Source organism: Rhodoglobus galactosidasius (assembly GCF_054957775.1).
The window spans coordinates 75,967-97,499 of sequence record NZ_JBQIAV010000010.1; the positions used below are offsets into that span (position 1 = coordinate 75,967).

Here is a 21,533-nt window from a genome sequence, read left to right on the forward strand (position 1 = left end):
GCGCGGCCCGCTTCGTCGTGTCGCGGGCAACAACTGGTCAGCACCCGTGCGGGTGGGTCAGTCGAGGGTTCCGCTACTCGGGGGCTAGCGCCTGAACGACCTGTTCGAGCACAGCTCGGCACGCCACGATTGATGGCCGGCTGACGCTCGAGTCGCGCACTGAGGTGAAAACGGTTCGGCGCGGTAGGCCCGGCATGGGGCGCAACGCGACAGTTGGTGTGCGGGTGCCCCACACAAGGCCCGGCAGGATTGCGGTCGCGTGGCCGGATTCGACGAGGCGGATGTGGGCCTGAAGGTCGGCGGTTTCGAAGCGTACGTCGGGTTCGATTCCCGCTCGCCGGCACTGCTGTTCTGCCCAGTGACGGGATGCGGTGCCGCGCGGTTCCATCACCCACGCGCTGCGGGAAGCGTCGGCAAGGGTGCTGATTCCACTGTCGATGGGTACGGCAAGGGAGAGCTCGTCGGCATAAAGCGGGATCATGTCGAGGTCGGGATGCCGGGGTGCTGCGTGCCCGGGATACTGTTCGGCGATCACGAGGTCGAACTCGCGGGTCCAGGTCTCGAAGAGTGCGCTTTCGGGTTCGCGCTGGGTCATCTCGATGCGCAGTTGGGGGTGTTCGTTTGCGATAGCGCTGAGGGCTTGGGGGATGATGCCGAGGGCCGCCGATTGGAACACGGCCAAGCGCACGGTTCCGCGCACTTCGGTGAGGGAGGAATGGATCTCCGCTTCCATCAATTCAAGGCGTTCGAGGAGGGCAACGGTGTGCTCGACGAGCAGCTCTGCTTCGGGGGTGAGTTGCACGCGTCGGCCCGCTTTAACCAGCAGTGGAACCCGTGCTTCTTCTTCAAGGAGGGCCAGTTGTTGGGAGACTGCAGAGGGGGTGTAACTGAGTGCGCTGGCTACCGCGGCGATGGTTCCGCGCAGCTTGAGTTCGCGCAAAAGTCGTAGTCGTCGAACGTCGAGCATTTCTCCACCAATCGTTAATTTATTCTAACGTAAACCATGCGAATTCCGTCGCTTTTGCTAAAGGCAGTATGGGGTTCACACTGAGAGTTCCAGCCATTACCCCGTTCGGAGGCCTATTCTCGTGAGCATGTCAACTCTTGCCGACAACCTCGATGCATCACACCAGCAGATTGCCGACCAAACGGTAACTACGGTTCGCCGGTGGCTGGCAGAAAGTGAAGAGTTTCCGACCGATGCGAGTGCTACCCGCCTCGCCGGAGTACTGAAGGATCCCAACGGTCTCGAATTCACCCTCGGCTTCATCGACACTGTTGTGCGCCCCGAAGACGTGCGCGTCGCCGGCCGCAACCTTGAGCGACTCACCCACATTATTCCGGCGTTCCTGCCGTGGTACCTCCGCTTCGCCATTCTCGTCGGTGGTGGCTTTGCGCCACTGCTGCCCTGGGTGATCGTTCCCATCGCTCGCCGCGTGCTCCGCGGCATGGTCGGGCACCTCATCATCGATGCGACCCCCGCCCACCTCGACAAGGCACTCACGCACTTACGTCGCGATGGTGTGAACCTGAACCTCAACCTCCTCGGCGAAGCAGTACTCGGCGACGATGAGGCAGACAATCGTCTCGCCGGAACGCGTGCACTCTTGCAGCGGGATGACGTTGACTACGTCTCCATCAAGGTGTCATCGGTTGTGTCACAGCTTTCCATGTGGGCCTTCGAGGAGACCGTAGACCGTGTTGTCGACCGCCTCACCCCGCTCTACCTTCTCGCGCTCAAGTCGCCAGAGAAGAAGTTCATCAACCTCGACATGGAAGAGTTCAAAGACCTCGACCTCACGATCGCGGTATTTGAGAAGCTGCTCGACCAGCCAGAACTGCTCGAACTCGAAGCAGGTATCGTGCTGCAGGCCTATCTGCCTGATGCCCTCGGCGCGCTTCAAGAGCTGACCGAGTGGTCGATGGCTCGTCGCGCTCGCGGTGGTGCCAGCATCAAGGTGCGCGTTGTTAAGGGCGCTAACCTGGCCATGGAGCACGTTGATGCAGTAACCCACCACTGGCCGATGGCCACCTGGGGCACCAAGCAAGACAGCGACACTCACTACAAGCGCATGCTCGACTGGGCATTCACCCCTGAGCGCACGGATGCTGTGCGCATCGGTGTTGCAGGACACAACCTGTTCGACATTGCCTTTGCGTGGCACCTCGCTCAGGAGCGTGGCGTCACCGCAGGCATCGAGTTTGAAATGCTGCTCGGAATGGCCACAGGCCAGGCCGAAGCGATCAAGCGCGATGTCGGCAGCCTGCTGCTCTACACGCCCGTCGTTCAGCCGACCGAGTTCGACTCCGCGATCAGCTACCTCGTGCGCCGCCTCGAAGAGAATGCGAGCACCGAGAACTTCATGTCTGGGCTGTTCGAGCTCTCCAGCAACGAAGACATCTTCATTCGTGAACAAGACCGCTTCTTGGCATCGCTGGCGAACCTGGACTCCACTTTTGAGGCATCCAACCGCGTACAGGACCGCGCAGAGCCTGCTGCCCTAATCGGCGATCGCCCGTTCAACAACGTCGCAGACACCGACCCCGCCATTGGCGACAACCGTGTCTGGGGCCGGGCAATCCTGGAGCGCAGCGCTGACTCGCAGCTCGGGATCGACACGATCAAGGCTGGCGCTGTCACCACGACCGAGCAGATGAAGAGCATCATCGATTCGACGAATGCCGCCGGACACAACTGGGGTGGCATGCCCGCAGCTGAGCGTGCCGCAATCCTGCACCGTGCCGGCGACGCGATCGAGACCTCGCGTGCTCAACTCATCGAGATCATGGCTCACGAGGCAGGCAAGACGATCGCCGAAGGTGACGTTGAGGTGAGCGAAGCAATTGACTTCGCGCACTACTACGCTGAGCGTGCCCTCGACCTTGAGAAGATCGAAGACGCGAAATTCGTGCCTTCAGCACTGACCGTTGTTACCCCGCCGTGGAACTTCCCCGTCGCGATTCCTGCAGGCAGCGTGCTCGCAGCACTCGCTGCCGGCAGCGCTGTCATCATCAAGCCAGCCAAGCTTTCGCAGCGTAGTGCTGCAGTAGTCATCGAAGCGCTGTGGGCAGCCGGCGTGCCGCGCGAGGTGCTCATCCTCGTTGACCTCAAGGACCGCGAACTCGGTCGCACACTGATTGCCGACCCGGCCGTCGACCGCGTCATCCTGACGGGTGCGTGGGAGACCGCAGCAATGTTCCGCTCCTGGCGTCGCGACCTGCCGATCCTCGCAGAGACCAGCGGCAAGAACGCGATCATCGTGACCCCGAGCGCAGACCTCGACCTCGCGGTTGCGGATGTCACCAAGAGCGCCTTCGGTCACGCTGGACAGAAGTGCTCGGCAACATCGCTCGTGATCTTGGTGGGCTCAGTCGGCAAGAGCGCGCGCTTCGAGCGCCAGCTCATCGACTCGGTGCGTACGATGCGCGTTGGCCTTCCGCAGGACCCACTCACCACGATGGGCCCCCTTGTTGAAGCAGCTCAGGGCAAGCTCCTTGGCGCCCTGACCACTCTCGCTTCCGGTGAGAGCTGGCTCGTGAAGCCTCGTCAGCTTGACGACGAAGGTAAGCAGTGGACTCCCGGTGTGCGTACCGGTGTTGCTTCCAGCAGTGAATTCCACCTGACCGAATACTTCGGACCAGTTCTCGGCATCATGCGCGCCAAGAACCTCACCGAAGCAATCGAGATGCAGAACGCTGTGGATTACGGACTCACTGCGGGCATCCACTCGCTCGATTCAACCGAGGTAGCTCGCTGGCTCGATGAAGTGCAGGCCGGAAACGTCTACGTGAACCGGGGAACCACGGGGGCGATCGTTCGCCGCCAGCCCTTCGGCGGTTGGAAGCGTTCGACGGTCGGTCGTAGCGCCAAGGCCGGTGGCCCCAACTACCTGCTGACAATGGGTGAGTGGGAAGCCGTAGAGCAGCCCACCGCTCGCGACATTCAGGTTCGTGGCCTCAGCGACGAAGTCTCGTCGGTAATCAAGAAGGCCCAGGCGGGCATGGAGTTCGCCGAGTTCGACCGTGTGCGCCGCGCCGCCGAAAGCGACCAGCGTGCTTGGGAAGCTGAGTTCGGCGTCAGCCGCGACGTCTCCGACCTCGGTGTGGAGCGCAACGTCTTCCGCTACCGTCCGGTGCCGGTCACGATCCGCCTGTCTGAAGGAGAGCCGCTCGGCCACCTGGTGCGTCTCATCGCCGGTGCCGCTCGCGTTGGCTCGACCCTTTACATCAGCTCGGCCGTTCCGCTGCCATCGCTGCTCACCGAATCGTTCGAGTCGGGCAACGCTGCAGTATCGGTCGCCGAAATTGTTGTGGAGTCGGATGCTCGATGGATCGAGCGTGTTGCTCGCGACGAGCTCAACACGAGCCGCGTTCGCCTCATCGGTGGTTCACCAATCGACTTGGCCGAGGCTGTTGAGGGCCACCCCGATGTCTCCGTTTGGTCGGGGCCGGTTACGACTTCGGGACGCGTTGAACTGTTGATCTTCGTGCACGAGCAGTCGCTGTCGATCACCGCACACCGCTTCGGAAACCCCGACCCGGCCATGGCCGCGCTCGAGGTCTAACAACGTAGGTAACCGGGTCGCGCACGCAGCGCGTCTCGGTGAAATATGGTGGCCGTCGTTTAGCCTAAGAGGATGATTCCTTCGATACCGCTGAACGACGGCCACAGCATTCCCCAGCTTGGCCTCGGCACCTGGCCCCTGAGTGATGCCGAAGTTGCAATCGTCGTTCCGACAGCGATCGAACTCGGCTACCGCCACATCGACACCGCCGTGCGCTACGGCAACGAAGTTGGCGTTGGCGAGGGCATCCGGCGCAGCGGTATTGATCGCGATGAGTTGTTCGTTACGACCAAGCTCGACGGCGACTTTCAGGGTGATGACCGCGCCATTGACGGGCTCCGCGGCAGCCTCGAACGCCTTGATCTTGAATACGTTGACTTGCTACTGATTCACTGGCCGCGGCCAGAACTCGGTGAGTTCCTCTCGACGTGGCGCACTTTTGAGAAGCTGAAAGCCGAAGGGTTTGCCCGCTCGATCGGCGTCTCAAACTTTAAGCCAGCCCACCTTGATGTGCTCTCGGATGCTGCAACCACTGTTCCCGCAGTCAATCAGGTTGACCTGTCGCCGACCAACGCTCGCCTGGCCGAGCGCGCGTACCACGACTCCCGCGGGATCGTCACGGAGGCGTGGAGCCCGATCAAGGGCGTTCTCGACCAGCCCGTGTTGCTCGAAATTGCGGAAAAGCACGAACGTTCAGCAGCTCAGATCGCGCTGCGTTGGCACCTGCAAAATGGGCTCGTCGCGATCCCGAAGTCGATCAACCCTGAGAGGTTGGCCGACAATATTGCGATCTTTGATTTCGAGCTGGATTCGCGGGACCTCGAAGCGATAGCGGCAATCGACATTCCGGGGTCAGGCGTCGACTCCGACGTCATCGGGCACTAGCTAGCGCATCCGAGGTATCGCTAGCGCTTGAGGGCGATACTGACGAAGCGCAGGGCTTCATCGGCGCTCACGCCGAGTTCGGCAGCGCGGTCGGCGTAGACCTTGGCTTCGAGCTGGAGTCGGGCCGCGGCATCGCCGGGGCGTGCTTTGACGACGGTGCCGTTGCGGCCGCGTGAGCGAAGAAAGCCGTCGGCTTCGAGTTCGCGGTAGGCGCGTGCCACAGTGTTCGGGGCAATGCCGAGGTCGCTGGCGAGTTGCCGCACGGTAGCAAGCTTGGTGCCGGCGAGCAGTTCGCCGCTGGCGATCTGGGCGATGGCTTGAGCTTTGATCTGCTCAAACGGCGGAATGGACGCAGAGGTATCGATCTCGAAAGTCACAGCACTTTCGGTCGGTGTGCGACGCCACGAATCAGCCATGCTCGATTCTCTCACACGGGGTTGCTGGGACGACGTCAGATGCGTGTCCCGAAGGCGAGTACGACGTGCGGAAGATGATCACGTGCCACTACCGCGGTCAGTATGCGATCGCCGAGGTCAACTCCGACCGCGTAGACGTTTGGGTCGGTATCGATATGCAAACCCGGAACTTCACTACCGTCGACCGTCACCATTGCCCGTTCGATGTGTTGCTCGGCGACGGGCGAATCAAGGTTCCCGGGGAAGCCGCCCACCACACGTTGCTCGCGAAACGTATTCATCAGGATGTGGTTCGTGTGCATAACCAAAACCGACTCCGGTGTTTGCCATTCCACATTGAGCACGCGGGTGGTCATCACCGCCTCCCATAACGCTGGGTAGCGCGCGAGTCTCCGGTGTTCAAGCATCCACTCGGGCATCGGTTTGACCGGCTCTTGCTGCAACGAGTCGCGTTCTTGGTCGCTCAAGTCTGCAAGGTTGATTGGATCGCTCGGGTCCTTAGGGTTTCTCCACAGCGTGTAGCTGATAGCCACGGATTCAAGGATGACCGCACTCCCGTTCTTGGATGAGCCAATGGTTCCTACCCCGAGTTCGGACAGGGAAGACTGTTTGGTGAACCCGATCACTGGAGCCCCAAACATTTCTGCTGCGGAATCGACGGTCGGTGGCGGGGGAAAGTCCTTCGGTTCGCGGTCTGCAGTGGGTCTCAATTGCCGCAGCTAACGGCCTTCGTATTGATAGCTGAAGTGAACCCTGCGTAGCGAACCACTCGCCGGTCAGCGGACTGCGCAGCTGGCCGTCAACAACACGCATCCTCAGGTCGGTACGGGCGAACGTCGACCTGAGTCGAACGCGTGCTCTTGTGCATCTCCCCATTGTGCTGCCAACGACGCGGGCGCCACTAGGTCAGTCCTGTGCCACTCGTCTCCTTCAGCCGCGATAGTTACGCGACTAGAGGAGACGAGCGAATCCTGCACAGTTGAAAACCCTAGGCGTCGCGACGCTTGATGAGCATGGCCGCAGCGGCGAGCAGCACCACAACCCAGCCCACCAGCACTAGGAAGCCCTGCGTGGGGTCGAGGGTGAGCACGTCCGGAGCGGTCAGCCCGGCTGGCGGACCTCCAGCGAGGGTGCCGTCACCGATGGAGAACATGAGCGCGCCGGCACTGGACGGCAGGAACACCGAGAGGTTCTGGATCCAGGTGGCCTGGGTGATGCTTGAGACGATCGCGAGCACGGTCGGCACCACCAAGATGAGTCCAAGCGCACTCGCAATGCCGCCGGCGCTGTTGCGCAGGATCGCGCCGAACGCGAAGGCCAGCAGGGCAATGAGGGTCAGGTAACCGGCCCCACCAACGAGAGCACGCAGCACTTCGCCATCCAGAAGCTGTGGGTCAATGCCCTTGCTCGAGAGTATCGGCACCGTCACGAGCGCCGTCACCAAGATCGAGACAAGGCTCACCACGAACGTAGCTACTGCCAGAACCAGCGCTTTTGCGAAGAGCGCTGGCAGCCGGGCGGGAACCGCAGCGAATGTGGAACGGATCATGCCCGTCGTGTACTCACCGCTGATGATGAGCACGCCAAGCACTGCCGCAACAAGCTGCGTGAAGTTCACACCGAGCGTTGCCACCATCACGGTGAAGGATTTCTGCGATTCAAGGTCAAGTGCCGGACCGTTTGCGTTGTCGAAGGTAGCCGCCAGCAGAAGACCGAAACCCACCGTGAGCAGTACGAAGATCGCGAACGACCACCGGGTAGACCGCAGAGTACGCAGTTTGATCCACTCCGAGCGCACAACGCGGGGGAAGCTTAGACCTGTTGTGCGGTGACTTGTCGAAGCGTGGGAAGCCTCAAGGGTGGAGTTGGTCATCGGGAAACCTCCGAATGGTATTCGACGTCGTCTTGCGTGAGTTCTAGGTAGGCGTCCTCCAAGGAGGCGGCCAGAGGAGTGAGTTCGTGCAGCACAATGCCAGCCTGAGCTGCTGCCTCACCGATCTGAGCGGATGCCAGACCTGCAACGTTCAGAAGGTCACCTTCGATGTTGGTGATTGTCGCGTCGCTGCCGGAAAGCCGATTGGCCAGCTCGGCGGCCTGGGGTGTGCGCACGCGCACAGCGGTGCCCGCTGCGATAGCCAGAATCTCACTCACAGGGGCATCCGCGATGATGCGGCCGCGCCCGAGCACGATGAGGTGGTCTGCGGTTTGAGCCATCTCACTCATGAGGTGGGAGGAAAGAAAGATCGTGCGACCCTGCGATGCGAGGTGTCTCGTGAGCTTGCGCACCCACATGACGCCTTCGGGGTCGAGGCCGTTGACTGGCTCATCGAGGATTAGTGTTTGTGGGTCGCCGAGAAGCGCGGCAGCGATTCCGAGGCGCTGGCCCATACCGAGAGAGAATCCGCCGACGCGTTTCTTCGCGACAGACTCTAGTCCGGTCATTGCGATCACTTCATGCACGCGAGCTTTGCCGATGCCGTGCGTTGCAGCCATAGCGAGCAAGTGGTTGTAGGCACTGCGCCCGGTGTGGATTGCCTTGGCATCGAGCAGTGCGCCGACTTCGTGCATGGGGTTGCGGTGCTCGGCGTAGCGTTTTCCGTTCACGATGACGGTGCCAGAATCTGGGCGATCGAGTCCGATGATGGTGCGCATCGTGGTGGACTTGCCGGCGCCGTTCGGGCCGAGGAACCCGGTAACCAGCCCGGGACGGATAGTCGCGGTGATGTTATCGACGGCGGTCTTGGCGCCGTACCTCTTGGTCAATCCTTGAATTTCAATCATGTCTTCAATTGTAGCGGCCCTGTTAGCCACCAGCGTCCTCCGGGCGGATGATCTTGCATGCAGGAAGGTAGTCCTCAGGCCTTACGTCGCTCGTTTCAACCAGGTCCTAATCGTCCTTTTTGTCCTGCTTATCTTCTTTGTCTTCTTTGTCGTTGCCCTTGTCTCCCGACTTACCAGGGTCCTTCTCGGTCTGTGTTGGTTCCGGTTCCGGTTCGGGTTCGGGCAGTGCGGCGGTGAGGTCGGCACGGACGAGGTCGATTGACGCCTGAATTCGGGCACTCCGATCAGCGCTTATCGCGCCGGTCGCTGTGTCTTCCTTTAGCTGTGCCTCGAGGGCGTCAAGAGCGGCGAGGGCGCCAACGGGGTCGCCCGCGGCAGCCGCCTCAGTAACGAGTGAAACAGATTCCTGCATTTTCAACGCTGCGGAAGAGTCGAGCTCGGGCTCGGTCGGCGCACACCCGGTGAGCGCTGCGGTGACCAGCATCGCCGCGCACGATACAGCGACGAATCGAGCGGCCACATGTCTCAAAACGCTCATGGTGTCACGCTTTCCTGAAGCTGTTTGAGGTGTGTTCCAAGCTCGCCAGATACCTCCGGATAGGTCGGCGCGGGTGCAGCGGCCGGAGGCTGGGAGTTCGACCAAGCGACCGCACCAACCGTCGCGGCAATGACCACGACGGCAGCAACGGCGAAGCCGATGGTCTTCTTGCCGATCGTCCCGAGCGGTCGTTTCGGTGCTGCGACCCTCGGTTTCGGGCTACTGGGCGGCGGAGTAGTAACGCGTGTTTGTGCCTGGGTCGGTGCTCCTGGCCGTTTCAACACCTCGGTTGCTCCGGTCGCTACCGCGGTATACACCTTGGTTGCCTGTAGCGCCGTTCCGTCGTCACCGTCATTGCCGGGTGAGTTGATCATGCCGATCGGGGCCACGAAGTTCGCATCCGTGCCCTCGTGCGAGCTGGCAAGCTCTCGCATCGCGACGGCGACCTCCATCGGCGGCGGCCGATGTTCAGCATCGAGTGCTGTCATGTTCGTCAGAAGGTGGGCCCAGACCTCGCCTAACGTGTCCGGCACGGTCGGCGTGCTGTTCAGTCGTGCGCTGATCGTTTCGATGGTGCTTCCGGGGAAAGCTTTCTCGCCGGTCAGGGCTTCCAACAGCACGAGACCGAGCGAGTAAACATCGGATGCTCCTGCCGTCTCGGTACCCCGTGCTTGTTCCGGACTCAGGTAGCTCGCGCTGCCGATGATGATGCCTGTCGAGGTCAGTCTGCTTCCGTCGACTAATCGGGCGATGCCGAAGTCGGCGAGTTTCGCGTGGAATTGGCGGCCGGGAAGTTCCGAATGCGCCAGCAGGATGTTGGCCGGCTTGACGTCCCGGTGCACGATTCCCCGGCCGTGCATGTAATGCAGGGCCTCCGCGATATCGGCGCCGAGATGCGCGACCAGCCCCGGCGGAAGCGGCGCTGTCATCACCTCGCCCAGGTTCGGCCCGTCGACGAATTCCATGACAAGAAACACGCGATCAGCGGTCTGAGTCTTCTCAGTGCCCGCGTCGAATAGAGTCACCAGTGCATGGTGGTTGAGCGCTGCGAGGGTGTCGATTTCATTGTGTTGGCGGCTTATTTCGTCGGGGTCGGCCATCCCGGGCAGCATCAGCTTTACGGCGACTTCACGCGGCAGGGACTGATCGGCGGCGCGGTACACCGAAGCCATACCCCCGCGGCCGATAAGACTGGTTACGCGATAGCGGCCACCGATCACGCTGTCGATGATCTCATCATCCGTGTTCGAGGATGGTCGAGCAGATTTGCCAACCGGCACGAGAACCTCCTAAGTCCTGACCAAGCGATTCTAGACGAGTTGGCCGGGTGTCGTCGATGGCGCGATTCGTCGTTGCTCAGATCAAGTTTATGATCTGTTTGATGTCTTCTATCGTGGATTCTCGCCGGTATTGTCCGGCTAAGTCAGGGTCGCGCATCGGCATACCAACACTTAGGTTGCTAGCCGTTGGAATGAGAGGAAGCAGGTCGCGGAAATTAAGGGTTCGAGCGCCAAGGTATCGGCAGTGCACTGCTCGGTCAGATCCCACGACGTCGGCGCGGTGCCGTAGGTTCGAAGTGTGATCACGGAACACCGAACGGGCGAACGCCCGCGAGTGTCGACCGAAGGTCCTCAGGCACAGTTGACTCAGCAAGCGTCACCAGAACTCTGGGGCCAACTGGTCGCTCGCACCTTCGGGCTGAGCTCAGTTATCGAGGGTCGCAGCCAAGTTTCTCCGGCATCCTCACGGGCGGTGTTCTTGCTCGACAGGGTGGAGGAGCGCGCTCCTGAGACGTCGCTTGCACCAGGGCAGCGTCTTGAACCGGTGCACCTACACGGCGTATTCGACACGAGTCTGCACCTCTGCCTTCCCTCCAACCGCGGTCAACAGCTGACGGAACTGGGCTGGGGGGAGCCACACCAGTATGAGGATTTCGAGTGTTGCGATGGCAGTCGACCAGACGTTCATCCCCGAAAAACTCGTCGCACTTGATCGACACTCAGTGGAAGTAGTGACCGTATGACCGCAATTGCCACCCCGACGCAACTGAAGGCTGCCGCCGTCGCGACGTTCATCGTGTTCGGTATCAATGGGCTCGTGTTTGCCAGTTGGGCGGCCCGCATCCCTGCGGTCACCGAGACCTTGAACATCACTCCTGGGCAAATGGGAACCCTGCTTCTTTGCGTGGCGGCCGGTTCTCTCATCGCTTTGCCCACTGCCGGTTACGTAACAGGCAGAATCGGCACCGCCAACACTGTTCGCGCTGCCGGCCTGGTGGCAGCCCTCGCTGGAGTCGGCATTGCGTTATCGCTCGCCGCCGAGTCTGTTCCGGCAACCGCAATCTCCCTGTTCTTCTTCGGCATCGGGGTCGGGCTGTGGGATGTCGCCCAAAACATAGAGGGCGCCGACGTTGAGCACAAACTCGGCCGCACCATCATGCCGCAGCTCCATGCAGCCTTTAGCGGTGGGGCATTCGTTGGCGCACTGATTGGTGCCGGGCTCTCCACTATCGGTATCGGACTTCCTGCCCACCTCTTAGTCATCGCTGTCGTCGTCGCCGCAACGACCTTCGTGATCCCCAAGTACTTCCTGGCGCGCATCCCGGCAGCTCTGGAGCCATCTGGAGAAGCCACAGCTCCGAAGGCTCGCAGTGCCTGGAGCGATGGCCGCACCCTGTTGATCGGCGTCGTGGTGCTCGGAGCCACTCTCACGGAGGGTGCCGGAAACGACTGGATCGCCAAAGCCGCCGTCGACGGACTTGACGTCACAGAATCCAACGGCGCCCTCATGTTCGCCGTCTTCGTTTTGGCGATGACCGTTATGCGCTTCTTCGGCGGCAGAGCGATTGACGCCTACGGCCGGGTACCCGTGCTTCGGGCCAGCATGGCAGCGGCAGCACTCGGCCTCAGCCTCTTCGTTCTGGCAGGAAACCTCTGGCTCGCCATGGTCGGCGTCGCGCTGTGGGGCATCGGGGCGGCGCTCGCGTTCCCGATGGGGATGTCAGCAGCGGCGGATGATCCGAAGCACGCGGCCGCCAGAGTTTCGGTTGTTTCTACCCTCGGCTACATCGCCTTCCTCGCCGGCCCACCACTGTTGGGGTTCCTCGGCGACGTCGTCGGGATCAGGATGGCACTTCTGGTGATCGGGATCCCCATTCTGGTTGCACTAGTGCTGGCTGGCGCGGCGAAACCCTTGCGCGACTGCTGAGCGAGTTGGGCAGAGATGCCGGCGCTACGGGCCTTCCTGCGAGACTGGTGTCATGAGCCAGCGACCCAATACTGACGCCGCCCACCCGAACGCGGCCACGATGACCGCCGTCGTAACCACGGGTGTTGGTGACTTTGGTCGGCTTGTTGTGAGCGAGGTCCCCAAGCCAGCGGCCGGACCGGGAGAGGTGCTCGTTCAGGTGCTCGCAGCTGGCGTGAACAACACCGACATCAATACGCGACTTGGCTGGTACTCGTCGACCGTGTCGAGCGCCACCAACGAATCATCCGACGGGATTGACGGTCTGGGGGAGGGTCGCGCTGACGGTGGCTGGAACGGGGCAACACCGTTTCCGCTCATCCAAGGTGCAGACTGCTGTGGCCGTGTTGTCGCGGTCGGTGCCGGAGTCGATCAGAGCATCGTCGGTGCACGCGTGCTCATTCGGGCGTGCATGCCTCTCGGCCCGGCTGGGTCAGATGAGACAGAGTGGCTCGGCTCTGACCGTGACGGTGCATTTGCGCAGTTCACCGTTGTTCGGGCCCGCGACGTGTTCCCCGTCGAGAGCCCCTGGAGTGACGCCGAGCTCGCAACTATTCCCTGCGCCTACGGCACTGCGGAAAACATGGTGAGCCGAGCCGGCATCACCGCGGGCGCCCGCGTGCTGGTTCCCGGAGCATCCGGGGGTGTTGGGTCGGCCGTCGTGCAACTCGCGAAACGACGGGGCGCCTACGTCATCGGTATCGCGAGCGCCGCAAAACACGACCGGGTCATCGAGATTGGTGCCGACGAGGTGTTCGAACGCGGGCACGACCATATGGCGCAGCTTGGCGCGAAGAGTGTCGACGTCGTGATCGATAACGTCGCAGGCGCAGAGTTTGGCAACATGCTCGCACTGCTGCGCCACGGTGGCGCCTATGTAACGTCGGGCGCGATTGCCGGCCTCATCGTTGAACTCGACCTTCGGTTGCTCTACCTCGGAGATTTGCGGCTCATTGGCTGCACCGCGTGGGACGATCACGTGTTCGCCGATGTTGTGTCGTACGTCGAGCGCGGCGAGATCCGCCCACTTCTCGAGCGCACTTACCCACTGCATGAAATTGTCACCGCACAGCGCGACTTTCTGGACAAGCGCCACGTCGGAAATATCGTTCTGATTCCGCCAGAATCGAGCGGCCGACCCGCGACGGAACATGCTCCGTAAACGGTCGTGAACGTAGCGGCAGCTCGGAAATCGCGCTGCTAGCGTTAGCCCATGTCAACCGCCGCATCCAGTCTCACCACTGCACTCGCTACCGTTACCGAGCACTGGCAGCCACACCGGGTGGCGAGTGTCAACGATCACGACGTCAAGATCGTGAAACTGCAGGGCGAGTTCGTGTGGCACAGCCACCCCGAGACTGATGAGCTGTTCTTGGTCGTGGAGGGGGAGCTCACGATCCAACTGCGGGACCGCGACATTGTGCTCGGCCCCAACGAGCTCTATGTGATCCCCCAGGGCGTCGAGCATTGCCCGAAGGCTGAGCAGGAGGTATCCGCCGTCATTATTGAACTCGGCGGAACCGTAAACACAGGAGATGTCGGCGGCGAGCGAACCTCGCCGTTGCGGGAACTGAGCTAGTCGATGGCTACAACCCGCGAGGGACGCCGCAAGCCCACAACCGCGGTGCGCGGTCGTGACCGAGTAGCGGCTGCGCGCAGTCGATGTGTGTCGTCTGAGCTATGCGTCGACGGCGGCTGCAATGCGCGCTCCGAGATCCTCAAGCTCCGCAAAGACGTCCGTTGCGACCCACACCTTGTCGCGCTTTCGGTTCGTCACCTCATGGATGACTTCGTCCCGCTCCAACCGGTCCATCGCTTCGTAGATGCTAGATTCTGCGCTGCCCGTCAGGCGAGTCGCGTCGTCAGCCGAAAGCACGGGGTGGTCGAGCAGTAACTGGAGCACATTGGCGGCGGCACTTCGCGCCCGCGGACGGCTGAGCGTCGCCCAATGGGCAGGCAGCTCCTGAAGCCTCACAGCGGAGACCGCGGCTTCGGTGCACGCGATCTGCGTGGATTTGGCGACACTCTCAACAAACGGGTCGACTTCGGCACTTCGGTAGCCGTTCACTAGGTCGAAGTAGCCCTGTTGGTTAGCGACCATCGCTGAGGCGATCGGTACGACAACGACTGTCGTCAAACCCCGCCGACGGATGACCGCATTGATCAACGCGCGGCCGATGCGGCCATTGCCGTCGGTGAAGGGGTGAATGGATTCGAACTGTGCGTGGACGATAGCGGCTTGGGCGAGAGCCGGGATGTCGTCACGGTGTGCAAAGCGCAGCAGATCCTCCATGTAGCCCGGAACTGTGTCAGCTGGCGGCGGCACGTGCACGGCGCCTCGTGGCGAATAGTCACTGCCTCCGATCCAGTTCTGCATTGTGCGGAGTTGCCCGGCATACCGTCCGTCGGACGAGTCGTTCACCATGAGAGTGTGGTGTGCGCCAAGGATCGAGTCCAGGCTGATGCCGCCGGATCCTGCCGCGTTGACCATCTCCTCGATCGCCGCCGCGGCGGCGACCATAGACACTGCGCTCTCGTTCGCCTTGATGCCGGCCAAAGCGCGAGCATAGTCCGAGGGACTTGCCTCGATATGCTCGATTTTCGAGGAGGCGACCGACTCTGTGCGGATCAGGAACTGGCTCAAGGTCTGCAACTGGGTGCCGGCGCCAGCGTCCAAAGCGACCACGGCGCGGTCGGCTACGTCGAGCAGACGAATGAGGTTGCGGGGCGGCGAGTAGCTGAGATTTGCAATCTTTGGGGGCAGCGATACCGTGACCTCGGAGAGCATCCTGTCTTCACGCGGTCCGCGAGCAGAGCCGGACTTCCAGGGGATCGTGGAGCTCGTGTGAATGGGCCACGTTCGTGGCTTCATTTCCCGCTCCGCGATGCGGTCGGTGCGGGTCGAACCCGTGCTGGCGTTCTCGGCAAGCGATTGCCTAAAGCTGTCGGAAGGTGCGTCAGATCGAACACGGACTAAAGTCTATGCTATTCCGGCTTAGGCAAACAAGTCGGAATAGCGGAAAGAGTGTTCCGACTTAGCGAACCGCCTTGGCTCGGAGACGGCCTGCTCCGCGCTGTTACGGCTTTTCGTCGACAATTCCCACGAAGCGGCTGCCGATTCCATCGATCTCGGAGCGGTACATTCCGTCAGCGGCAGGCGGCAGCTCATCGGCTGAGTGCCAGTCGCACGTGAGGTACGTGAAGGCCGGCCACCACTTCTTGGGCCGCGCTGCCTCAGTGAAACCGCAGACCGTGCACGTGAGCTGAGCCCAGACAGGCCGCTTGCCCGTGCGATTCGCGCGCGACTGCACAAGCCACGCTGGTGGGTTGGTCTCGAGCTCAGTGAACTCTGCCTCAGACATACGAGTCGGGATGTCGTGCCTCCTGGCCATCTCCAGCGGGATGTCTAGGCGAAGCGCGGCTTCCCGTCGTGTGATCATGCTCCTACGCTACGCGGTTTCGATACGACCTGTGGGTCACCCAACCGGCCGACGCAACCGGCCGACGAGCTGCGCTAGCTGACGTAAATCTTGCGCAGGGTTTCGGTCACTGTCCACGTGGTCTGCAGGCCAGCGATGAGCCGCACGACATCGCCGGGGCCAACAACGATCGTGCGATCATCCGCAGCGAAATGGATGCTGGCACGCCCGCTCACGACAACAAAGACTTCATCTTCCTCTGTGTCAGTTGCGGTGCCAACGCTCATCTCCCAGATACCGATCTCGGTGTCGCCGAGGGTATCAAGCACCGTGTAGCCCGCGGTCGGGAGTCCCTCCACAACGCACGCGGCATCGAGTGCGTCGTGCGTGACGGCCACTGCACTTGCGTCGAGTGGCTGGCCGGGCGTGAGGGCGCCGTCGGAGCTGGCCGTTGCCGCTGAAGCACCGTCTGCGTCAGAACCGGCCGCAGCCGAACCGGCCGCTGAATCGAGATCAGACATGTTGTCCTAGGAATCGAAGCCAAGACCGAGCGCATCCAGGGTCTTGAGAATCACGTTGCGACGGCCCTGATTATGGTCGGCCTGATTGAGCGACCAGCGGGTGGCATTGATCCCGAGTGAGGCGATCGGTTCGGGAGGGAAGGGCAGCGGCATCTTCTTCACCATCTCGAGTTCGGTGCGCTCGGTGGTGAGTCCGTCGAGCTTGTCGAGCATCACCTGGGCTGCGAAACGAGTCGCCCCAACGCCGAGCCCGGTGAAGCCCGCCGAGTAGGCAACACGCCCGTTGCGGGCGGTGCCGAAGAAGGCGCTGAACTGGGTTGAGGTGTCGATGGCGCCAGCCCAGCGGTGGCTGAACTTGAGACCCTCCAGTTGAGGGAAGGTCGTAAAGAAGTGGCTGGCCAGTCGCTCGAAGCTCTCGGGACGGTGCTCGTACTTGTCGCGAACCTTGCGACCGTAATGGTAAATCGCATCATATCCTCCGAAGAGAATACGATTGTCGGCACTGAGCCGGTAGTAGTGAAACTGGTTGGCCATGTCGGCGAGACCCTGACGGTTCGACCAGCCGATGGAGGCGAGCTGTGCGGGGCTCAAGGGTTCCGTCATGAGCACATAGTCGTAGACGGGAACCGTGTGCAGGCGCGCACGCTTGAGCAAAGACGGGAACGCGTTGGTCGCGAGTGCAACCCTGATGGCACGCACCGAGCCCTTTCGGCTGTGTACGACTGCGGCATCCGTTGGGCCACCGGATGTCTCAACCTCGCGCACAGGAGAGTTCTCAAAGATCTCGACACCGAGTTCGCTCGCGACTCGCGCCAACTCACGCACGAGCTTTGCCGGGTGCACGAGGGCATTGATGCGTTTGTTCCAGACCGCTGCGAGGTAGGTGGGCGAGTTCACTTCGGCACGCACAGCTGCTTCATCGAGAAAGATGGTGTCGTCGTCGGTCTTGGTTTCTTTGAGCCATTCGATTTCGTGCGGTTCAATGGCGAGGTCGAGCCAGCCAGTGCGTTCGAAGTCGCAGTCGAGCCCTAACGATTCAACGCTCGTCTCAATTTCGTCGAGATTCTGCATGCCGAGTCGTTCAAGCTGGTTGTATTCATCGGGCCAGCGGCTCCTACCATTTTCTTCACCGTGGGTGAGGCTGGCTGCACAGAATCCGCCGTTGCGTCCGGAGGCCGCCCAACCAAGTTCGCGGCCCTCAAGCAGCACGACTTTCGCGTCAGGGTTCCGCTGTTTGGCGAGCACGGCGGTCCACAGCCCGAGGTACCCGCCACCCACGATTGCGAGGTCGGCAGTGATCTCGCCGCGCAGTGCCGGAAACTCTTGCGCATCCTTCACGTCGTCGATCCAGAACGGCTTGTGAACCGAACCATGGAGCGCATGACTGATCATGGATGCTGCTGGTGGGTTTCTTTCAAAAACTACTTTGCCCACGGGGCACGTTCCCTTCTCGTGAACCCGATTTCGGCCACTGACCGCACGTGCAAGCTGATGTTTCTGGGGTGAAATCGTCACGTCGCTGTGCGCCTCCGTGGTCGCATAAGTGATTCGCGACCGTTGCCCTAGTCAATCGGATTTCGCTGCGAATTGCAACGATACGCATGGCATTATCCGTATTTAGGAACGGAATTAGTCGTTAATGCCCGCTTCTGCTGCGGAAAATCGCACGATGTTAGTTGCTGACGACGTGAAGTGAAGAGACGGTTTCACTGCCTCGGGCTCGGTAGCTACTCGTAGCGGCGGTGAATCAAGCGCGACAAGACGATGGAGCTGCGAGTGTTGTCGATGTTGGTTGCGGTGCGCAAGCGTTCGAGAGCGATTTCAAGCGAGTGGATGTCGCGCGAGCGCATATGTACGACAGCGTCGGCTGATCCACTGACTGTTCCGGCATCCACGACTTCAGGGATAGCGCTCAGGATTCGCTTGAGTTCGCGAGGAGCCACGTTGCCGCGACAAAACAGCTCCACGTAGGCTTCGGTGCCCATGCCGTCGACGGCTGGGTCAACCTGGATGGTGAAGCTGCGAATCACTCCGCTAACCACGAGTCGATCGACGCGACGTTTGACTGCGGAGGCGGAAAGGCCCACCGCTTCCCCTATATCGCCGTAGCCGGCGCGAGCATTGAGGCGGAGCATGTCAATGATTCCTGCATCCAGCTTGTCCATTACCCCACTCTACGGCGAAATATTGTGCGCTGACGAGCCATTGCGCGGAATAAGTGCGCATATTGCCGAGACATTGCGGATAGGTGCGTGAAACACTGGAGCTATGACGATCACCGACACCGCATCGACCACACCTGCTCGCCAGGCAACCGCGAAGACCGTGCTGATGTGCCGTCCCGACTTCTTTACGGTCAGCTACAGCATCAACCCGTGGATGAATCCAAACGACCCTACCGACACGAGCCTCGCTGTGAAGCAGTGGCAGACGCTGTACGACACTTACATCGAGCTCGGCTTTGACGTTCACCTCATCGACCCCATCGACGGACTGCCTGACATGGTCTACGCCGCAAACGGCGGATTCGTCATCGACGGCAAGGCCTACGGCGCACTCTTCACTTATGACGAGCGCAAAGCAGAAGGTCCTGCATACATGGACTGGTTTGGAGCGAACGGCTTCACCGTCGCCGACCCTGTCAACGTCAATGAGGGCGAAGGCGATTTCCTGCTCGTCGGCGACAATATCCTTGCAGGCAGGGGCTTCCGCACTTCGGTCGAAAGCCACCGCGAGCTCGCAGAAATCTCGGGCCGCAACGTTGTCTCCCTCACCCTCATTAACCCCAGTTTCTACCACGTTGACACTGCCATTGCGAAGCTCGATGACACCAACATCGCCTATCTAGAGAGTGCCTTCGACGAGCCCTCTCTCGAAAAACTCCGTGACCTGTATCCTGACGCCATCCTCGCTACTGAAGAGGATGCGGCAGTGCTCGGGCTCAACTCCTACAGCGACGGCTACAACATTGTCATCGCCGCTCGCGCTAAAGACTTCGAGCGTCAGCTCAAGGAGCGCGGCTATAACCCCATCGGCGTCGACCTGTCTGAGCTGCTGCTGGGTGGCGGCGGCGTCAAGTGCTGCACGCTGGAACTGCGCCGCTAGGCAGCGCTTCTCAAGCCCCTAGATCACACCCCTGATCGCACGAGTGGCCCGCGCTAGTTGCGCGGGCCACTCGTGTTTGTGTAGGTGGTTTGGGTGGCGTGAGCGCTCTTTGTCGGCTTAGCGCTCTTCGCAGATGACCACTGGGATGTCGCGCGTGGTCTTGGTCTGGTACTCGGCGTAGCGAGAGTTCGCGGCCACGATCTGCGGCCACAGTTCGGCCTTCTCTGCCGCGTCTGCTGTGTGGGTGTGCACGTTCAGGGTGCGCCCGCGCACGGTGATGGCGGCATCCGGGTGGGCTACCAGGTTGCGGTACCAGAGTGGGTCGCGATCGTCGCCACCCTTCGAGGCGACGAACACCCAGCGGCCGTTGCCGTGCACTGGCGCCGTCAACATTGTGGAGCGTTGGATGCCCGACACTCGGCCCGTAGTGTGGAGCTCGACCGAGGGCATGCCTCCGAGCGTCCAGCCGAGGCGACCGCCAGAGACGGCGAGCACCGCGCGGTGCACGCCATTCATCAGTTTCATCAGGGCGTCGCTGAGTCGGGGGCGATGGGTCATGCTCCTATTGTCTCGCGATGCAACCTGCTTGTTCACTTCAGGGCACGACTATGTGGTGGTCGAACGAAGACAGCCAGTACCGCCACGGCGAGGGGGAGGATGGCGAACGTGACAGCGGGAGCGGTGAAACTCCCCGTGATGTCAACGCCCACGGACAGCGCAATGGGGCCGAGAGCTGTCGATGCGAGCCCGATGGCCGTAGCGAATCCACGAATCGAGCCGATGTGGGCAGTGCCGTAGTAGCGAACGTAAGCCGCGGCTTCCATACCGCGCAGGCTGCCGCTGGCCGCGCCGAGGGCGAGCCCGTACAGTACCGCGGTCCAGCCAGCGGAGACGACCGGCAAGAGCAGCAGCGAACCCGCCAGGGTGAGCATCGAGAAGACGACGAACACTTTCGGGCTAACGCGGTCGATGAACACTCCGACGAGTAACGTCGCAGCAATCCCTGTCACGGTTTGGGGAAGGAAGTTGGCCGCTGCCTCGAACGGAGTGAGCCCCCGCTCCCCGAGAAGCGCAATCTGATGAAAAGCCAGTGCCGTACTGAGCATCCCCGACACGGCGAGCGACGCGGCGATCACCCAGAACATCCCGGTGTGCACCGCTTCGCGCAGCATCCACGATTCCCGATGAATCACAATCTGGGCCGTCGACAGTTCTTCGAACTGGTGGGCCGGTCGGCTGCGGCCCGGCAGAATCAGGGCAAGCGGAATTACCACCGCCGCGATGGCCAGCGCCTCCCAGCGCCAGGCTGCCTCGATGCCTACGGCGGAGATGAGACGCTCTAATCCGACCGGGGCAAGCGAGATTCCTGCGGAACCAATCGCGCTCGTCACGCCCAGAGCTAGCCCTCGATGCCGGGTGATCGTTCTTGCCACAGCAGTCGTCGCTGCCAGGCTAAGCGCACCCTGGCCGAGCATCCGAACCCCAATGAATCCGGCGGTCAACTCGCTAATGTTGCCCACAAAACTCAGTGTGAACAAGACGCCGGCAAACAGTACCCCGATGGCGACGGTAACAGAGCGTGCACCGAATCGGTCCAGTGCGCGGCCGACGAACGGTTGCGCCGCAGCCCCGATAATCGTGCCGACAAAGTAGCTTGCCGAGATGCCGGTCCGAGAGATGTCGAGTTGCGAGATGAGTGGGTCGGTGAATACTGACAGCCCTGCAGTTTGGCCCGGTGCGGTCATCACAGAGAGGACGCCCGCAGCTGCAACGAGTGTTGCCCACGGCAGCCATCTCATCGGCGCGCGATGGTTCTTCCCAGAAGACCCCGCGCTAGAGGAAACCAATCTCACTACGTCCTTCCGGTACCGGCTGTCGGCGTTTGCCATGAGTCGAAGAAGATGCCGTCGGGCCCACCCGTTCCGCGTCACCCCGAGTTCTAAACGGAAGCGCAACACCTCATAGGTTGTGGTTGTTCAGATCACACCGAGAGGGGTTGCGCTTCCTTGACCGCACAATACCGACATTTGACGTTGGAAGACCGTATCGAGATCGCC

At 61.6% G+C, this 21,533-nt stretch carries 21 protein-coding genes; 7 read left to right on the forward strand and 14 right to left on the reverse strand.

Going from position 1 to position 21,533, the window contains the following annotated elements; genetic code table 11:
• Window positions 1-73: 73 nt before the first annotated feature.
• Window positions 74-967 (reverse strand): LysR substrate-binding domain-containing protein, encoded by an 894-nt coding sequence (locus tag ACTJJW_RS12845; protein ID WP_462645257.1) that lies wholly within the window; start codon window positions 965-967, stop codon window positions 74-76.
• Window positions 968-1,094: 127 nt separating this feature from the next.
• On the opposite strand from ACTJJW_RS12845, the gene ACTJJW_RS12850 reads away from it, so the two are divergent.
• Both ACTJJW_RS12850 and ACTJJW_RS12855 read left to right on the forward strand, forming a co-directional pair.
• Window positions 1,095-4,565: a proline dehydrogenase family protein gene (locus ACTJJW_RS12850; RefSeq protein WP_462645259.1), complete on the forward strand. Its 3,471-nt coding sequence runs from the start codon at window positions 1,095-1,097 to the stop codon at window positions 4,563-4,565.
• A gap of 72 nt (window positions 4,566-4,637) precedes the next feature.
• Complete coding sequence (locus tag ACTJJW_RS12855; protein ID WP_462645261.1) at window positions 4,638-5,450, forward strand: aldo/keto reductase; 813 nt, start codon at window positions 4,638-4,640, stop codon at window positions 5,448-5,450.
• 20 nt (window positions 5,451-5,470) lie between these two features.
• Here ACTJJW_RS12855 and ACTJJW_RS12860 read toward each other — a convergent pair whose 3' ends face one another.
• The 6 genes from ACTJJW_RS12860 to ACTJJW_RS12885 form a co-directional block, all read right to left on the reverse strand.
• A complete protein-coding gene (locus ACTJJW_RS12860; RefSeq protein WP_462645263.1) occupies window positions 5,471-5,866 on the reverse strand; it encodes a GntR family transcriptional regulator in 396 nt (131 codons plus the stop codon).
• Window positions 5,867-5,901: 35 nt separating this feature from the next.
• Window positions 5,902-6,576 carry a hypothetical protein gene (locus ACTJJW_RS12865; RefSeq protein ID WP_462645265.1) on the reverse strand — a complete coding sequence of 225 codons (675 nt, stop codon included), beginning with the start codon at window positions 6,574-6,576 and terminating at the stop codon, window positions 5,902-5,904.
• A gap of 278 nt (window positions 6,577-6,854) precedes the next feature.
• Window positions 6,855-7,739: an ABC transporter permease gene (locus ACTJJW_RS12870; protein WP_462645267.1), complete on the reverse strand. Its 885-nt coding sequence runs from the start codon at window positions 7,737-7,739 to the stop codon at window positions 6,855-6,857.
• The gene (locus tag ACTJJW_RS12875) at window positions 7,736-8,647 is read right to left on the reverse strand and encodes an ABC transporter ATP-binding protein (RefSeq protein ID WP_462645269.1); all 912 of its coding nucleotides are present in this window, start codon (window positions 8,645-8,647) and stop codon (window positions 7,736-7,738) included. The genes ACTJJW_RS12870 and ACTJJW_RS12875 overlap by 4 nt, the downstream gene beginning before the upstream one ends.
• A gap of 106 nt (window positions 8,648-8,753) precedes the next feature.
• The gene (locus tag ACTJJW_RS12880; protein WP_462645271.1) at window positions 8,754-9,185 is read right to left on the reverse strand and encodes a hypothetical protein; all 432 of its coding nucleotides are present in this window, start codon (window positions 9,183-9,185) and stop codon (window positions 8,754-8,756) included.
• Entirely contained in the window at window positions 9,182-10,465 is a 1,284-nt protein-coding gene (locus tag ACTJJW_RS12885; RefSeq protein WP_462645272.1) for a serine/threonine-protein kinase, read from the reverse strand. The genes ACTJJW_RS12880 and ACTJJW_RS12885 overlap by 4 nt, the downstream gene beginning before the upstream one ends.
• A gap of 298 nt (window positions 10,466-10,763) precedes the next feature.
• Between ACTJJW_RS12885 and ACTJJW_RS12890 the strand changes: the two genes are divergently transcribed.
• The 4 genes from ACTJJW_RS12890 to ACTJJW_RS12905 are packed head-to-tail and all read left to right on the forward strand — an operon-like array spanning window position 10,764 to window position 14,010.
• Window positions 10,764-11,177 (forward strand): luciferase domain-containing protein, encoded by a 414-nt coding sequence (locus tag ACTJJW_RS12890; protein ID WP_462645274.1) that lies wholly within the window; start codon window positions 10,764-10,766, stop codon window positions 11,175-11,177.
• Between the two features lie 27 nt (window positions 11,178-11,204).
• The gene (locus ACTJJW_RS12895) at window positions 11,205-12,392 is read left to right on the forward strand and encodes an MFS transporter (protein ID WP_462645276.1); all 1,188 of its coding nucleotides are present in this window, start codon (window positions 11,205-11,207) and stop codon (window positions 12,390-12,392) included.
• A 52-nt stretch (window positions 12,393-12,444) separates the two neighbouring features.
• Entirely contained in the window at window positions 12,445-13,593 is a 1,149-nt protein-coding gene (locus ACTJJW_RS12900) for a zinc-binding dehydrogenase (RefSeq protein ID WP_462645277.1), read from the forward strand.
• 51 nt (window positions 13,594-13,644) lie between these two features.
• Entirely contained in the window at window positions 13,645-14,010 is a 366-nt protein-coding gene (locus ACTJJW_RS12905) for a cupin domain-containing protein (protein WP_462645278.1), read from the forward strand.
• 99 nt (window positions 14,011-14,109) lie between these two features.
• On the opposite strand, the gene ACTJJW_RS12910 is transcribed toward ACTJJW_RS12905, so the two are convergent.
• The 5 genes from ACTJJW_RS12910 to ACTJJW_RS12930 form a co-directional block, all read right to left on the reverse strand.
• A complete protein-coding gene (locus ACTJJW_RS12910; RefSeq protein ID WP_462645280.1) occupies window positions 14,110-15,303 on the reverse strand; it encodes a Fic family protein in 1,194 nt (397 codons plus the stop codon).
• Window positions 15,304-15,508: 205 nt separating this feature from the next.
• Entirely contained in the window at window positions 15,509-15,871 is a 363-nt protein-coding gene (locus ACTJJW_RS12915) for a hypothetical protein (RefSeq protein ID WP_462645282.1), read from the reverse strand.
• Between the two features lie 74 nt (window positions 15,872-15,945).
• Entirely contained in the window at window positions 15,946-16,371 is a 426-nt protein-coding gene (locus ACTJJW_RS12920; RefSeq protein WP_462645284.1) for a cupin domain-containing protein, read from the reverse strand.
• 6 nt (window positions 16,372-16,377) lie between these two features.
• Window positions 16,378-17,805: an NAD(P)/FAD-dependent oxidoreductase gene (locus ACTJJW_RS12925; RefSeq protein WP_462645294.1), complete on the reverse strand. Its 1,428-nt coding sequence runs from the start codon at window positions 17,803-17,805 to the stop codon at window positions 16,378-16,380.
• Between the two features lie 293 nt (window positions 17,806-18,098).
• Window positions 18,099-18,536, reverse strand: a complete 438-nt coding sequence (locus tag ACTJJW_RS12930) for an Lrp/AsnC family transcriptional regulator (protein WP_462645286.1) — start codon at window positions 18,534-18,536, stop codon at window positions 18,099-18,101.
• 103 nt (window positions 18,537-18,639) lie between these two features.
• Here ACTJJW_RS12930 and ddaH point away from each other — a divergent pair, with 103 nt between their 5' ends.
• Window positions 18,640-19,476, forward strand: coding sequence for a dimethylargininase (gene ddaH, locus ACTJJW_RS12935; RefSeq protein WP_462645287.1), 837 nt, complete (start codon window positions 18,640-18,642; stop codon window positions 19,474-19,476).
• Between the two features lie 117 nt (window positions 19,477-19,593).
• On the opposite strand, the gene ACTJJW_RS12940 is transcribed toward ddaH, so the two are convergent.
• Window positions 19,594-20,034 carry a nitroreductase family deazaflavin-dependent oxidoreductase gene (locus ACTJJW_RS12940; protein WP_462645289.1) on the reverse strand — a complete coding sequence of 147 codons (441 nt, stop codon included), beginning with the start codon at window positions 20,032-20,034 and terminating at the stop codon, window positions 19,594-19,596.
• 32 nt (window positions 20,035-20,066) lie between these two features.
• Window positions 20,067-21,275 carry an MFS transporter gene (locus ACTJJW_RS12945; protein WP_462645290.1) on the reverse strand — a complete coding sequence of 403 codons (1,209 nt, stop codon included), beginning with the start codon at window positions 21,273-21,275 and terminating at the stop codon, window positions 20,067-20,069.
• Window positions 21,276-21,533: the final 258 nt, after the last annotated feature.